Origin of the sequence: Nocardia sp. NPDC050710 (assembly GCF_040654375.1) — a bacterium.
Lineage (GTDB): Bacteria > Actinomycetota > Actinomycetes > Mycobacteriales > Mycobacteriaceae > Nocardia.
Window position 1 is genome coordinate 1 of record NZ_JBFAHV010000021.1, and the last position, 13,981, is coordinate 13,981.

11 protein-coding genes are annotated in these 13,981 nt (G+C 66.3%); 7 read left to right on the forward strand and 4 right to left on the reverse strand.

Features of this window, described 5'->3' with window-relative positions; translation table 11 throughout:
- Window positions 1-474: 474 nt before the first annotated feature.
- Entirely contained in the window at window positions 475-1,428 is a 954-nt protein-coding gene (locus AB0H61_RS28730; protein ID WP_357310506.1) for an alpha/beta hydrolase, read from the reverse strand.
- 50 nt (window positions 1,429-1,478) lie between these two features.
- Between AB0H61_RS28730 and AB0H61_RS28735 the strand changes: the two genes are divergently transcribed.
- A complete protein-coding gene (locus AB0H61_RS28735) occupies window positions 1,479-1,889 on the forward strand; it encodes a MerR family transcriptional regulator (protein ID WP_357310508.1) in 411 nt (136 codons plus the stop codon).
- Between the two features lie 20 nt (window positions 1,890-1,909).
- On the opposite strand, the gene AB0H61_RS28740 is transcribed toward AB0H61_RS28735, so the two are convergent.
- On the reverse strand, window positions 1,910-2,206 hold the full coding sequence (locus AB0H61_RS28740) for a chorismate mutase (RefSeq protein WP_357310510.1): 297 nt from the start codon (window positions 2,204-2,206) through the stop codon (window positions 1,910-1,912).
- 126 nt (window positions 2,207-2,332) lie between these two features.
- Between AB0H61_RS28740 and AB0H61_RS28745 the strand changes: the two genes are divergently transcribed.
- The 4 genes from AB0H61_RS28745 (at window position 2,333) to AB0H61_RS28760 (ending at window position 5,482) form a co-directional block, all read left to right on the forward strand.
- The gene (locus tag AB0H61_RS28745; RefSeq protein ID WP_357310512.1) at window positions 2,333-2,926 is read left to right on the forward strand and encodes a hypothetical protein; all 594 of its coding nucleotides are present in this window, start codon (window positions 2,333-2,335) and stop codon (window positions 2,924-2,926) included.
- Window positions 2,927-3,442: 516 nt separating this feature from the next.
- Window positions 3,443-4,612, forward strand: a complete 1,170-nt coding sequence (locus AB0H61_RS28750) for an MFS transporter (protein WP_357310513.1) — start codon at window positions 3,443-3,445, stop codon at window positions 4,610-4,612.
- Window positions 4,609-5,025 (forward strand): Dabb family protein, encoded by a 417-nt coding sequence (locus tag AB0H61_RS28755; protein WP_357310515.1) that lies wholly within the window; start codon window positions 4,609-4,611, stop codon window positions 5,023-5,025. The genes AB0H61_RS28750 and AB0H61_RS28755 overlap by 4 nt, the downstream gene beginning before the upstream one ends.
- A gap of 43 nt (window positions 5,026-5,068) precedes the next feature.
- A complete protein-coding gene (locus tag AB0H61_RS28760) occupies window positions 5,069-5,482 on the forward strand; it encodes an ester cyclase (RefSeq protein ID WP_357310517.1) in 414 nt (137 codons plus the stop codon).
- Here the strand turns inward: AB0H61_RS28760 and AB0H61_RS28765 are convergent.
- Window positions 5,479-8,109 (reverse strand): AAA family ATPase, encoded by a 2,631-nt coding sequence (locus AB0H61_RS28765; protein WP_357310519.1) that lies wholly within the window; start codon window positions 8,107-8,109, stop codon window positions 5,479-5,481. The two genes, AB0H61_RS28760 and AB0H61_RS28765, sit on opposite strands and share 4 nt — an antisense overlap.
- Before the next feature lie 396 nt (window positions 8,110-8,505).
- Window positions 8,506-8,808 carry a hypothetical protein gene (locus AB0H61_RS28770; protein WP_357310521.1) on the reverse strand — a complete coding sequence of 101 codons (303 nt, stop codon included), beginning with the start codon at window positions 8,806-8,808 and terminating at the stop codon, window positions 8,506-8,508.
- Between the two features lie 470 nt (window positions 8,809-9,278).
- Here AB0H61_RS28770 and ligA point away from each other — a divergent pair, with 470 nt between their 5' ends.
- Together ligA and AB0H61_RS28780 are read left to right on the forward strand one after the other, a co-directional pair.
- Window positions 9,279-11,270, forward strand: a complete 1,992-nt coding sequence (gene ligA / locus AB0H61_RS28775; protein ID WP_357310523.1) for an NAD-dependent DNA ligase LigA — start codon at window positions 9,279-9,281, stop codon at window positions 11,268-11,270.
- A 926-nt stretch (window positions 11,271-12,196) separates the two neighbouring features.
- A complete protein-coding gene (locus AB0H61_RS28780; protein WP_357310525.1) occupies window positions 12,197-13,195 on the forward strand; it encodes a hypothetical protein in 999 nt (332 codons plus the stop codon).
- Window positions 13,196-13,981 lie beyond the last annotated feature (786 nt).

Genomic DNA, 13,981 nt, shown 5'->3' on the forward strand with positions numbered 1-13,981 from the left:
CCGGCCGAGGCCGACAACTTCCGCGACACCGTCCTGATCGCCATCGAAACCGCCACCGGGCCCCACAAGACCCAGCCCAACCCCGCCGTGGCAGCAATGGCCCGCAAGATCACCACGGCCCTCGACGCCGCCTGACTCCTCGAACTGGCTTGGTGTACAGCGTGGATGAAATCTCCCACGCTGCATCACGCAGCAGCATGGCAACCGCCGGGACGTAGGTCGGCGACGAGGGCCCGCCACCGGTGAGTCCTGCGTGAGTCCGCCGTCACCGTCGTCGATTGATCAGCTGCCCGGCACCTCAGCCGCGTCGGCCCGTCACTGGCCTGACGTGACGGGTCTCGGCCTCGGACACCGGCCGGACGCCGAGACCGCTGCGGCTGATCCATGACCTCGATCGGTCCAGCGGTTGGTTCCTGCGGCGAGGGACCGCATTCGAGAAGCAGAGCCCGGACGTTTGCCCGCGTGGAGTGACGGTCAGCGGATGAACGCCTTCCGTAGTGCTGTCGCTGCTTCGGTTCGGGCCTTCTCGCTGTCGTCGAAGGTGTGCTGGACGAATTCATGGATCATTCCGGGATAGCGGCTGACGGTGACCGGGACACCGGCTGCCGCGAGACGCTCGCCGTACTGTTCGCCCTCGTCCCGCAGCGCGTCGTACTGAGCGGTAATGATGAGTGTTGGTGGGAGCCCAGCCAAGTCGGGGGAGAGCAGCGGCGTGACTCGGGGATCGAGCTTCTCCTCTTCAGTGGTCAGGTAGTTATCCATGAACCAGCGCTGGGTGGCCCTGCCGATATTGCCGTACTTACCCGCGTATTCGCGGATGGAGTAATTCGTTCTCCGGAAATCGAGGTCTGGATAGATCAGCAGCTGGAAGATCAGGGCGGGCCCGCCGTGATCCCGCGCGGTCTGCGCGACAACCGCCGCCAGGTTGCCTCCGGCACTATCGCCGGCGACAGCGATCCGGGCGGGATCCCCGCCAATGCGGGCCGCGTTCTCGGCAACCCACCGCGTCGCGGCATAGCAGGCATCGGGTGCTGCCGGGAATCTGTGCTCCGGCGCCCTCGGGTAGTCGACGGAAACCACGATCGACTCGGCCCCATTCGCGAGGCTCCGGCACAGACCATCGTGGGTGTCCAGATCGCCGAGCATGAACCCGCCACCGTGGAAGAACACCAACAGCGGGAAGGGGCCTGCACCCGCCGGAGTGTAGATCCGGACCCGAATATCCCCATCCGCCACGGGGATCATGCGGTCCTCGACGTCGGCAACAGCTTCGGGCTCGCCCAACAGAACGACTCCTCTGCGCACCCCTTCGCGCGCCTGCTCGACGGGGAACGTGTGCAGCTCACCGAAATTGAATTGGGCGAGTCGATCCAAATACGCCTCGACCTGCGGGTGCAACGAGATCTGGTCTTCTATTTCTTCGGTCATGCGCCTATCGTGCAACTTGAAGCGCGGTTCAAGTCAAGGAGTAATCGGGCATGACATCGTTGGATATCGCCGAAGTCGCCGAGCAGGCCGGGCTGACCCCGTCCGCGCTGCGGTTCTACGAGAAACGGGGCCTCATCAAGCCCGACGGCCGCCATGGTTTGCGCCGTACCTATCACCCGGATGTGCTCGCCCGACTTGCTCTGGTGACCTGCGCCCGCGCGGCGGGCTTCACCATCGCGCAGATCGCCAGGTTCCTGACGGCCACCCCCGAGGACGCCGAACTCCGAACCCACTTGGCCGACAGAGCCAAGCAACTGGACGAGGACATCGCCCGCCTGACGAGAATGCGGGATGGTCTGCGCCACACCGCAACCTGCACCCATCAACCGCTAGCCGAGTGCCCTGAATTCAAAAGCATTCTCGCCCCTCCGGAAGCTGAGGCAGTACACATCGCCGCGTAACCGGGAATCTTCGCGGGGGGCTACTCGCTCGCCTGGAGCGACTTGTGTTCAGCCAGTTCCAGTTCGATGAACGCGCCGACCATCGAGCGCCAAATCGTTTCCGCGACATCGGCCGACAAGCCCGCCGCGTCCGCCCGCTCCCGCACCGACACGATCAGCTGCGCGAAGCGGTCGGGGGCGCGGACGGCGTGCTCGTCGCGTTTGAACGTCGCCGCCGCGCGCACGAGTTCCTGCCTGGTCGCGAGGAGTTCGATCATCGTGCTGTCGATCGCATCGATCTCGGCACGGACCTCGGCGAGGGAGAACGGAGTATTCACGGAGGGCGACACTAGCAGTCGAATCATGTTGCCGTGTAACGGCTTTTGTTTGCCGATCAGATGAAGGCCACTCGGCGCCCCGCTGACTCGGGTACGGGCGTCGGTCCTCGGTGGCAGGATGCCGGTGTGGGTTACTACTTCGAACGAATCGTCGACCTCGAGGTGACCTCGGCCGACGCGAGCACGCTGGCCGAGCACATGGTGGACTGGATGGTGTCGCGACGGTGGCTGCTTCGGGAGACTTCGCGCTACGCGATGTACAGCTTCCAGATCGATGAAGGCTATGTGCCAGGTCCCGACTGGCCGCAGATCACCCAGGAATGGGGCGCCGACTGGATCCCCGGCCCCGTCGGTGTCATCGTCGGCCGCCACGACCACTATTCCGGCCGAGGCTGCATCGAACCGGCCTCCGCGATATGCCCACGCTGCCAGGCCACCACCGTGATCATCGACTACCCGCAACAATGGGAAGCCGATCCCGCCGTATGGCAGCCGTTCTCGGACGCGATCGACGCCTGGAAACAGACAGGCACCGGCGCGGCAATCTGTCCCTCCTGCACCACACCGAGCCCCATCACCACCTGGCAATGGGCAGACGACTTCGCCCTGGGCACCCTCGCCTTCGACTTCCGGGGTTGGCCGCCCCTCACCGAGGACTTCATCACCGAATTCGCCGCCCGACTCGGGCACAGAATCGAACATCACATCGGCAAATTCTGAGCCGAGGCTTCCGACAATCGGCTGGGTACGGCGCGGTGACTGTCCAGCTCGTCGGGTAATGGATCGCCCTCGTTCCGGCATTCGAACCAGTGGTTGTCGGTCGAGTCGAGGACACGGTCGATCGCACGGACCGCGAGCAGGTCCTCGGTCACCGTGAAGTCAGGTTCTCGGCGTAGTCGTGCGCGTATGAACCGGTCACCAGCCCGGGCGCTCCCGCTCGGCGATCAGGCTGCGATTGCGCGTGCCGCGACAGCCTCGCAGTACTCGAGATAGGTGCCGTCGGCCGCGACGCCGCGCACCAGAGCGGCCACGCTGCGGCTGCGGGATAGCTCCGGCCAGGCGATGGACCACCACTCTGGCCTGGACCCTGCTCGCACGAATTCGGCAGGTCTTTCACTCGCGTCGGTGAAAACCACCTATGCGGTTCCCGCGGTGCGAATAGGTAATTTTCGCCGACGCGAAACACACTGTGCCACTGGAAGTCTTCATCTCATCAACGAACGACGAGGAGGACCGATGACCACCGCCCGGCACGCACCCCCGCGGGTGGCCCAGGCGACGCTGCTGGCCGCGGCCACGCTGACCATCATGGCCGCGGCCATCATCGCGCCGAGTCTGCCGGCGATGACCGAGGTCTTCGACACGGCAGATGTACTGGTCAGGCTGGCCCTGACGGTCACGTCGCTGGCGATCGCGATCAGTGCTCCGCTGAGCGGCACCGTCGCCGACCGTGTCGGGCGGCGACCGTTGCTCATCGGCAGCTTGGCGCTCTACGCGGTGGCGGGCACCGCGGGGTATTTCGTCTCTGGCCTGGCAGTGCTGCTGGCGACGCGAGCGCTGCTCGGCGTCGCGGTCGGTGGGATCATGACCGCGGTCAGTGCGTTGATCACCGACTGGTTCGACGGACCACGGCGTGCCTCGTTCCTCGGGATGCAGCAGGCAGCGGCGAGCCTCGGCGGAGTGGTATTCCTGCCACTGGCCGGTGTATTGGCCGACCTGGACTGGAAACTGCCGTTCTGGATCTACGCCGTGTCCGCGCTGATCTTGCCGTTCGCCGTGCTGACGATCGGTGAGCCCGCCCGCGCCGCCACACCCGCCGCTGCGACTGGCGCGTCGCGGAACTCGCGGCGCATCAACGGAATATACGTACTCGCCCTGGTCGTGACACTCGCGTTCTACATGGCACCGACCCAATTGCCGTTCCTGCTCACCGATTTCCACGTCGGCCCCTCGGTCACCGGAATCGTGGTCGCCGGGAGCACACTGACCGGCATCGTGGGTGCGCTGGCCTTTCCAGTCCTGCGCAGCAGGCTCGCACCCACCGCGATCACCATCACCAGTATCGGCCTGCTGGGGCTGGGCTGGCTGGTGATCGGCACCGCGGGATCTGTCGCGCTGATCGTGGCCGGACTGCTCGTCGGCGGCATCGGCGTCGGCCTCGTTGTGCCCAACCTGAACCTGCGCCTTGCCGACCTGGCAGCCGCGGAGCGCCGCGGCCAAGTCCTCAGCGGACTTGTCACCGGGATCTTCCTCGGCCAGTTCCTCTCACCGCTGGCCGTGCAACCACTCATCCAGACCATCGGCGTCGCCGACACTTTCGCTCTCAGCGGTGTCGCGATGACCGTGGGCGCGGCCCTGACCGCGCTGTTCACCCTGCACCGGAACAAGAACAGGAAAGTCGCATGATCTACCACGGCAACCGATTCACCATCAAGGCCTCCGCCACCCCCGAACAGGTCGAAGAGGCGCTCGAGAGCCTGCGCAACCAAGGCCGGGTCATCCCGGCGGTGAAGTCCTTCGTCGTCGGCCCCGACTACGGCGGCGAATACCACTACGGCGCGGTGTTCGCCATCGAGGACCTCGAGGGCTACTGGGAATACCTCGTGCATCCGGCCCACCTCAACACCGACCGGGTCGGGCTGCCCCTGGTGGACAAGTTCATGTCGTTCGACATCACCGACGACGAGGACCCGCAGCTGGCCGACAAGATCGCCGAGCTGCACCAGCGCCGCTACGACACCATGCCCGACATCACCAAGCTCGTTTCCGAGCTCGGCGAATACAGCGGCAGCGCCGCCCCCGGCCAGCACGGCGAATAGCCCCGCCACCGACCCCTGACCGAAACGAAAGAGGACCAGAACAATGTCCTACGACAAGATCGCCCAGGCCTGGACCGACATATGGAACGGTGACCTGTCACTGGTCGAAGGCACCGTCCACCCGGATTTCGTCTCCCATGCCGCACCGCTGCTGGGCGGACCTCCCGCGGACACTGCCGGCCGCGACAAGCTCGACATCTGGGTCGGTGGCATCCGGGCAGCTGTCCCCGACCTTCGTTTCACCGTTCAGGTCGGGCCACTGGTCGACGAGCCCTACCTGGTGCTGCGTTGGCTCGGTCGCGGGACGTACCAGTCCGGTTTACCCGGTGCGGCGCCCGGACCGACTCCGATCGAGTTCTTCGGCACCGACATCCTGAAGGTGACCGACAACCTGATCAGTGAGTACTGGGCCAACGCCGACAGCATGTGGGTTGTTCAGCAGCTGGGCATTTCCTAAGGCTTCAGGTCGGGTACCTCCCGCAGCTGTCTGCGGGAGGTGATGCCCAGCTTGCGGAAGATGTTGCGCAGGTGGGCATCGATCGTGCGAGGGCTGAGGAAGAGCCGGTCGGCGACCTCTTTGGTCGTCGCACCGGCGGCCACGAACCGCGCGATGTGCATTTCCTGCATGGTCAGCTCATCGTGGGTGCGGGTGGAACGGCTGCCTGCCTGTGCTCCGGTGGCCCGCAGTTCATCTGCGGCACGACGGGCGAATGCTTCCATCCCCAACTCCGACAGCCGATTATGTGCACTGCGGAGTCGCTGGCGCGCATCCAGCCTGCGGTTCTGGCGACGCAACCATTCCCCGTACAGCAGCTCGGTCCGAGCAAGGTACGGCGTGAGCCGAGTTCCGTCGAAGATCTCGATGGCGTCAAGATATGCCGGTTCGTCACCGGTGACGAGGGCACGGGCGCACGCGGTGACTCCGGCAGCCCACACCGTGCCGCTCGGCTGGGTGCGTTCGGTCAGTGCCGCCAGCGCGGCCTCGGCCTCGGTGCTGTGGCCGCAGTGCACCGCTGCCTCGATCAGTTCCGGCAGCGCGATGCCCGCGAGGAACAGGTCACCACCTGCTGCCGCCTGCTGAGCGGCGGCCAGCGCCGCCGGATAGTCGGCCAGACCGTTGCCCAGCACCGATCGGGCCCAGTGGATGTTGGCGATCAGCTGCCCGGCGCCGCGGGCGTCAGCCGCTGCCGCCGCCGCGTCGAAGAGTTCGCGCGCTTCCTGCCGACGGCCGCGGACGGCGGCCAGGTGCAGCCGCGGGTACATCATCGGTGGCGCGCCGACGGCGTCGGCGATCGCTTCCTCTTCCGCGATCGCCGACATCGCCGTGGCGAAGTCGCCGGTATGCACAGCGCCGGCGGCCACCTGGGCAAGGCCGAGCCGCAGCATGATCGGCGAGCCGGAACTACGACCGGTTTTCATGATCCACTCGGTGATCACGTTGTGCGCGTCGATATCCCACAGTTCGGCCGCGACCATCGTGGCCAGTGCGGGACGGGCAGCGAACACGCCGACATCGGTGACGACCGACCGCAGCAAGGACGCCGCCGCCCGGTGCCCCTCGGTGGTCAGCGTGAGCAGTGCGTCGAGGATGTCCGGTGGCGCCGGAGCCGGTTGGGGGGAACCGGCTGCACATATCACCTGGTCCATCACTCCGCTGGCGCGGCCGACTGCCAACGCCATTTCCAGCGCGTCGAGGTAGCAGTCGCGCGACCATGCCGGATCCAGGGCGGCCATCCGCTGCGCGGCGCGGAGCATAAAACGCGGGCCGTCCCCGTCACCGCGCCGACTGAACGCGATCTGCCCGCGTAGCAGATCGACTCGCGCGAGCACTTCGTCGTCCAAGCCGCTGGTGTCCACGGTGGTCAGCAGATCCGAAGCTGCTTCGACATCACCAGCTTCCAGTGTGACCCGCACGGCTGCGAGTGTGCGTCCGGTGCGTTTGGCCGGATCCAGCGACAGCGCCGCGGCGCGTTCGAGGAACGCTGCTGCGGCCGCAACGCCGCACCGAGCCTGGGCCCGGGACGCGGATGCTTCCAGTTCGGCGGCAACGGCTTCGTTCGGCCCGGCGCCGGCATGAGCTCGGTGCCAGGCGCGGCGGTCGGCGTCGGTGACCGGATCGGTTACCTCGGCCAGCGCTTGGTGCACGGTGTGCAACTCGGCTACGTCGGCAACCCGGTAGACCGCCGACCTCGCCAGCGGATGGCAGAACCGCACCCGCGTGCCGAATTCGATCAGGCCCGATACTTCCGCGGCGCTGCTCACATCGACATCGATGCCGAGTTCGCAGGCCGCCGCCCACAACAGGGCCGGGTCGCCGGTCGGCTCGGCACTGGCGAGAGTCAGCAGCAACTGCACCTTTGCGGGCAATGCCGCCAGCCTGGCCTGGAATCCACGCTCCACCCGGTTCGTCACCGACGACGTCTGTGGGAGAGCGAATCCATCGGTGCGCGGCAACTCCAGCAACGCCAGCGGGTTACCGCGCGCCTCGGCGAGGATCCGCTCACGCACCCGAGGGTCGAGCGTGGACTGCAACAGCCCACGCGCCTCGTCGTCGCTCAGACCCTCCAGTTCCATACCGGGAAGCTCATCGAGCCCCTGGCGAGCTGCGAAGATCATCGCGATCGGCTCCGAAGCGATCCGGCGGGCAAGAAACATCAACGCCTTGGTCGATGCATCGTCGAGCCAATGCGCGTCATCGATCACGCACAGCACAGGGCGATTACGCGCAGCCCCGCCGATCAATTCCAGGACCGCCAACCCGATACGAAACATCTCCGGCGCGCCGGTGGCCTGGCCGAACGCAACTCGTAGAGGCTCTGGCAGCTCATCCGCACGCCCCAACACAGGCACGCACAGCTGGTGCAGTGCGGCGAACGGCAATTCGGACTCGAACTCCGACCCCGACGCCTGCAACACCAGGAACCCAGGCGCTCGGCTGACCTGCTCGAGCAGGGCGCTCTTGCCGATACCTGCTTCCCCCCGCAGTACCACCACACCGCCCCGGCCCTCGGCAGCCGAGCGCGCAATCCCCTCCAGTCGGCCGATCTCGTCCTGTCTACCGACCAACGACGAACCATTCTGCACAGCGCGCACCGTACTCGAGGCCGCACGAAACAGCACACTCAACTCTGGAGCACCCTGCGCGGGGAAAGGACGCCGCCCAGCAGCACAACAGGATGAGCGTCGGAGGCGTCCGATGTCGCGGAGGTCGTGGCAGTGCCGCACTCCGACCGCGGCGGCGGTATTCGGTGTTGAATACTTGCGGGCCGACCGGTGACTCGGCGAGCGAACTGTTCACCCACCCGGGCAGCCACATCAAATGCGTGACCGCCCCGCGGCGTCTGACCCTACGAATGACCAGTTGGGTTCTGGCAAATTCACTGCAATAGCGCGCACTCGCTGATGCGCAGCGTAGTCGCACAAAAGAAATCCGGGCCCCGAGGGGCGACGCGGACGAAGCGGTGCGCTACCGAGACCGAATCAGGCGGCGGGCTGGGGCTGGTTCAGGTCCCTGATGCCGGTGATCGCATCGATGATGTTGACGATGGCGGAGGTGCCGCCGTCGAGGGCCGAGCTGCCGGAGTCGAGCATGGAGGAACCGGCGGACGAGCCGGCCGAACCCGTGGACGAGCCAGCCGAACCCGAGGACGAGCCGCCGTCGGCCGAACCCGAGGCCGAGCCGGTGGCGGCAGAGTCAGCGGCGGAGGCCATCGCGACCGGGCCGAAGAACAGGGCGGCGGCAGAGACGGTGGCGGCGGCGGCCAGGGCCTTGCGAGAGAACATGTACGGAGGTTCCTTTCACGGATGGATAACGACGCATCATGGCGTACACCAGCAACGTTATGGAAAAGAAATCTGCAAATCCAATTCTCTTATTGTGTGAATAATCACCGTTAATAGCGGGCTAACAGTATGTTGTGTCGAGGTAACGCAATTTCATCTTCACCCGGACGCAGATTCGATGATCAAATTCTGTCTATTTATCCGACCGCCCCGCGAATCGGCGTGCGGCGGAGCCGATCCCGCGGAACAGGTTGGTATCCGCGCCCCAGCATTCCGGTGTCCAGATCCAGCGAGCGGGAACGGTTGGATCGGCGGCGCTGGCAGCGTCGCGCAGCCGCCGACCCGTCCGCACCGATCCCTCCCCAGCAGCGTGGCGTGGGGCCGGTGTGCGGGAAGGGCAGCGCGGCAGACTGAATGCTCCACGGATCGTCGTTCCACGGTGTCGGTGGGTATCGGTAGCGTCGGGTGCTGTGGAAACTGGGGAACATATCCAAGAACTTGCCGACCGCATTGTGGCGCTGCGCGACGCCTACTATCAGGGCTCGCCGCTGGTCGCGGACGCCGAGTACGACGCGATCGAGGACGAGCTACGTGGCCTGATCGAAGCTCACCCCGACCTCGCGCCCGACCCGAATCCGCTGGAGCAGGTCGGGGCGCCCGCAGTGCTGCACGCCCCGATCCGGCACTCGCGTCCGATGTTGTCACTCGAGAAGGCGACCAAAGCTGAGCAGGTCGCGGCGTTCTTCGACCGCTTTCCCGGCCAGCCGGTGGTAGTGATGCCGAAACTCGACGGCTTGTCCCTGGCCCTGGTCTACGAGGACGGGCGGCTGGTGCGTGCCGTGACCCGTGGTGATGGCACCACTGGTGACGACGTGACCGTGCTGGTCCGCGCGTTGGCCGATGGCGTCCCCGAGCGGATCGACGTCCCGGGGCGGGTTGAGGTGCGTGGTGAGGCGGTGATGCTGCGTTCGACCTTCCTCGCCTACAACACGGCGCATCCGGACAAGCCGCTGATCAATCCGCGCAACGCCGCGGCGGGCACGCTGCGGGCGAAGGACCCGGTCACGGTCCGCGAGCGACGCCTGCGGTTCTTCGGCTTCGACCTGGATACCTCTGCTGGCGGCGCCGCGGTCGACCTCGAGGAGGGGCTGCGGGCACTCGGAGTCGCGGGTGCGCAGATGCGGCTCTGCGCCGACGCCGAGCAGGCGCAGGCAGCGATCACCGCAATCGAGCAAGGTCGCAACGAGCTGGACTACGACCTCGATGGCGCGGTGCTGCGGCTGGCCGACCGCGATGCCTACGCGGCGGCCGGGACTCGATCGAACTCCCCACGTGGCGCGCTGGCGTTCAAGTTCGCCGCCGAGGAGAAGACCACATTGCTGGCCGATGTGGTCTGGGATGTCGGCAAGACCGGCAAGATCGTCCCGGTCGCGTGGCTGGAACCGGTCTTCGTGGGCGGCACGACGGTCACGAAGGCGACATTGGCCAATCAAGAGGTGATCCGTGCCCGCGACATCAAAGTCGGTGACACCGTACTGGTGCGCCGCGCGGGCGACGTGATCCCGTTCGTGGCGGGCGTGCTCGACGCCTCCAAGCGCACGGGTGAGGAGCGCGAGATCGTGCCGCCCACCGCCTGCCCCTCGTGCGAGCAGCCGGTGACCGAGCAGGGCAACAGCCGGGAGCTGTTCTGCACCAACATCTCCTGCCCCGCACAGACGGTGCGCAGGCTGATCCACTGGGCGTCGCGGGCGGCGGCGGACATCGACGCCATCGGGCCGGTGTGGATCGAACGCCTGGCGGAAGACGGCATCCTGGAAAGCCCGTCGGACTTCTACACGCTGACAAAGGAGCGACTGCTCGAGTTCGACCGCATCGGCGAGGTCTCGGCCGCGCGCATGATCGACTCGATCGATGCCAGCCGCCAGGTCGGCCTGCGCCGCGCGCTGATCGGCCTGGCGATCCCGATGGCCTCCGACGGCACCGCCGCTCGCCTGGCCCGAGCGGGATTCGGCTCCTTGGAGGACGTCGCCGATGCGGGCGAGGAACGGCTCGTGGCCGTGGAGGATATCGGACCCAAGGTCGCCGCCTCCCTCGTCGCGCACCTCACTCGCCTTCGTCCGGAACTGGAGCGACTGCGCGCGGCAGGCGTCTCCCTGGACGTGCGTGAGGAGGACCTTCCCCCGGTCGTCGCGGCCGGCGCGCCCCTGGAAGGTAAGACGGTGGTGATCACCGGCGCTATCAGCGACCCACGCTCCGGCGAGAAGGTCGCCCGCCCGACATTCCAACGCCTATGCGAGAAGGCAGGCGCGACGGCGGCGTCCTCGGTATCGGCGAACACCGACCTGCTCATCACCGGTGCTGGGGTAGGCGAGAGCAAGCTGACCAAGGCGGAGAAGCTCGGCGTCGAGGTCGTCGACCAGGGCGAGATCTGGAACCTGCTGATCGCCGCCAAGGTCATCTAGACACCGGCGCGCCCGGCCGGGCCTTTGGCGCAGTACCTGCGTTTCTGGCCGGGCGTCGGGGTAAGTCGGGGCGGATCACCTCGCGGAAGACGATGTGCTCTCGAGGTAGCACTACAACGTGCGGCCGTCCTCATGGCCGGACAAGTTCATCAGATCGGCCTCGGGCGCGCCGCCTCTTGGCGGCGTCGAACCACTGACGTTCGCCGTGACGAGGAGCCGCTGACATCCGACGACGAAATCGCAGACGGCGGCGGGCACGCTCGCGCCGTCGGTGCTGGCGAGGATGCCGGTACCGATTCCGGCGATGACCGCAATCCGACGCCCAGGGTTCGTTCAACGCCGCCGTCGCGTAGGTAGACCGGCGGCGACCTGACGGAACCACCGCGGTTTTCAAGCATGCTCGGCCGCAGGTTCTGCCCACGAATACGCGTCCGGGTCTCGCGGGTGCAGGACACCGGAAGCGCGGTGATCCGAGCCGAGTCGCTCAGGGCCGGGCCACCTGTCAGCAGAGTGCTCGATGGCCTGAACCAGGCGTGTTCTGCGTCCACTCGCTCTCTGTGAGTGCACCTGCCGGGTTTGAACAGATGCGGTCGGCGATCGCGGAATGACTTGGTAAGCCAGGTCCGAAGTGTGCCGTCGACGCTCGCAGCGGCGAGATGGGTGTCGTCGGCGCCGCTGGGGTCACGGTGGAATCGAACCCCACGCTTCTCCCGCCGGTTACGAGGTGTCGTCCGGTTCGCTTGTGGCTCGATGCGATGCCACGTCGGCGTTGCCACCATTGTGGACCAGCCGCCCATCTGCACCCGGGAACCAGTGTGTATCTTCATCGGCAGATCGTCCGGGGAAGGGTAGGGGTGATGGGGTTCTTCGGTGATGGTTTGCGAGCGCGGGCGACGCCGATGCTGGGAGCGGTCGCATGCGGTGTCATGCTGGTGGCCAGCTGCTCCCCCGTTGAAAGCAGCAGTGCTGCAGTATCATTCGCCGACGCGGCCACGATCGACCCGTGCGGGCTCATCACCGCCGAACACCTCGCCGCCAACACTGCCGAGGACATCAACGTCGCATTCGGCGCCACCAGGTTGCACGGCTGCAACTACTACCTGTCGCCGGCCAGCGGTCGCGAGGCAGGCATCCGCGTGGACGTGCACATCGACCCAGATGCCGCCGCGGCGAAACCGTCTGGCCCCACGGTTATCACCGAACAGAACGGTCCATTGCAACGCAGCGGGAGTTGGGACGCCGAGGAACACGAATGGGTCGAGGTTATCCACGACCAAGCCGGGGTCGGAGTCACAATCCACGCCGCCGGCAGCGACCGCGGATTCGACTACACCACCGGCGTCCTGGCCCAGGGACTCGATATCGCCACCGTCGGTAAACGAGCAGCCAGCGCCGTCATCCTGGCCCTCCTGGACGGCAAAGTGCCGCGGGTGGCCTACCCCGCAGATTCGCTCGGCGCGGTCGATCTGTGTTCGAAGGTGCCGGCCGAAGACATCACCGCCGCGCTCGGCCGCAGCGACGGTATCGACCACAACAGCCTTGGAATACGATGCGACTGGACAGCCGGGACCGGCGCCAGTCAGGCGGTCCTGGCTGTCGATGTCGAGGTGATTAATGAGTTCGCACTGCGTGCCAGCGGCGGCGCCTACGGGCGTCCCAACAGCACCGTGGCAGGGCGGCCAACCTCGGTGATGCATTCCTCCATCAGCGAAACCGGCGCTGCGGTGTGCTCGCACTCGACCACCGGCAAGACCTGGGACCAGTGGCCCGGCGAAACCAACCGCTCCACCGCCAAGCCCTACCGTCCGGTCGAACTGCTGAAAGTCTATGTCCGCCGCCCCGGCACTCCCGAAGTCGACACCGACCAGGTCTGCGCCGCCGGACAACGCATCGCCGAGAAACTCTGGCCACTCATCCAGCCCTAGCAAGTTCCCGCAGGAGTCGGCTCAGGTCACCGACGTACCGCCAACCGACCGTAGAGCTCCGCCGGACGCCGCCGACGAAAGTTTCTGTCGGAGAACGGATAAGCTCCCCCGCATAACCGGGTTCTACACGTGCCGACCTGGCGGCCGGTCTCTTCGAAGCGGACGATTCCTTCACTCCGCCGCCGGTCATCGCGGCTAGCCCACATCCAGCTGGTGTACCCCGATCGAGTTGTTCGACGACGGTGGCTGCGTCGATTCACCATTCGCGCCGATCACGTACTCCAGGGCAATCACGCCCCTCGTCCTTGCTGTGTCAGGGAGCAGCCAGCTCGATGTCTCGGCCCCATCGTTCCGGATGCGGCACTCATTCCGTGGAGGGTGAATTATCTTGTGCGAGAGCAGTTCATGGCATCTGGTGCACCGGTACGGGCACCGTCGGCGTAGGTGCCGCCACGATCACGGCAGATGATCTCCACATCAGGATGCTCCTCCAGCCAGGTGGCGAAGGTTTAGGCAGACCACCGGTGGCAACCTGACGAAACCACCGCCGTTTCAAGCGTGTTCGGCCGCAGGCTCGGCCCGCGAATACGCGTCGGGATCACGCGAGTGGCGGACGCCGGACGCGAAACATTTTGCGAGGTCGAGGATGAGCTCCGGACCAGGAGCCGTACTCGACGAAGGCGAGGAGCCGCAACCCCGGCTGAGGCGAATTGGTAACTGCCACAAAGATTCTCGGTAACGCCCTCGATGGTTCCCCACTCTGCTACAAAGTTGTAATCATTCGCG

Coding starts and splice junctions, on each gene's coding strand:
- AB0H61_RS28760 (WP_357310517.1), top strand. CDS start 5,069: ATGTCCTACGACAAGATCGCCCAGGCCTGGACCGACATATGGAACGGT.
- AB0H61_RS28770 (WP_357310521.1), bottom strand. CDS start 8,808: ATGTTCTCTCGCAAGGCCCTGGCCGCCGCCGCCACCGTCTCTGCCGCC.
- AB0H61_RS28750 (WP_357310513.1), top strand. CDS start 3,443: ATGACCACCGCCCGGCACGCACCCCCGCGGGTGGCCCAGGCGACGCTG.
- AB0H61_RS28730 (WP_357310506.1), bottom strand. CDS start 1,428: ATGACCGAAGAAATAGAAGACCAGATCTCGTTGCACCCGCAGGTCGAG.
- AB0H61_RS28755 (WP_357310515.1), top strand. CDS start 4,609: ATGATCTACCACGGCAACCGATTCACCATCAAGGCCTCCGCCACCCCC.
- AB0H61_RS28780 (WP_357310525.1), top strand. CDS start 12,197: ATGCTGGTGGCCAGCTGCTCCCCCGTTGAAAGCAGCAGTGCTGCAGTA.
- AB0H61_RS28735 (WP_357310508.1), top strand. CDS start 1,479: ATGACATCGTTGGATATCGCCGAAGTCGCCGAGCAGGCCGGGCTGACC.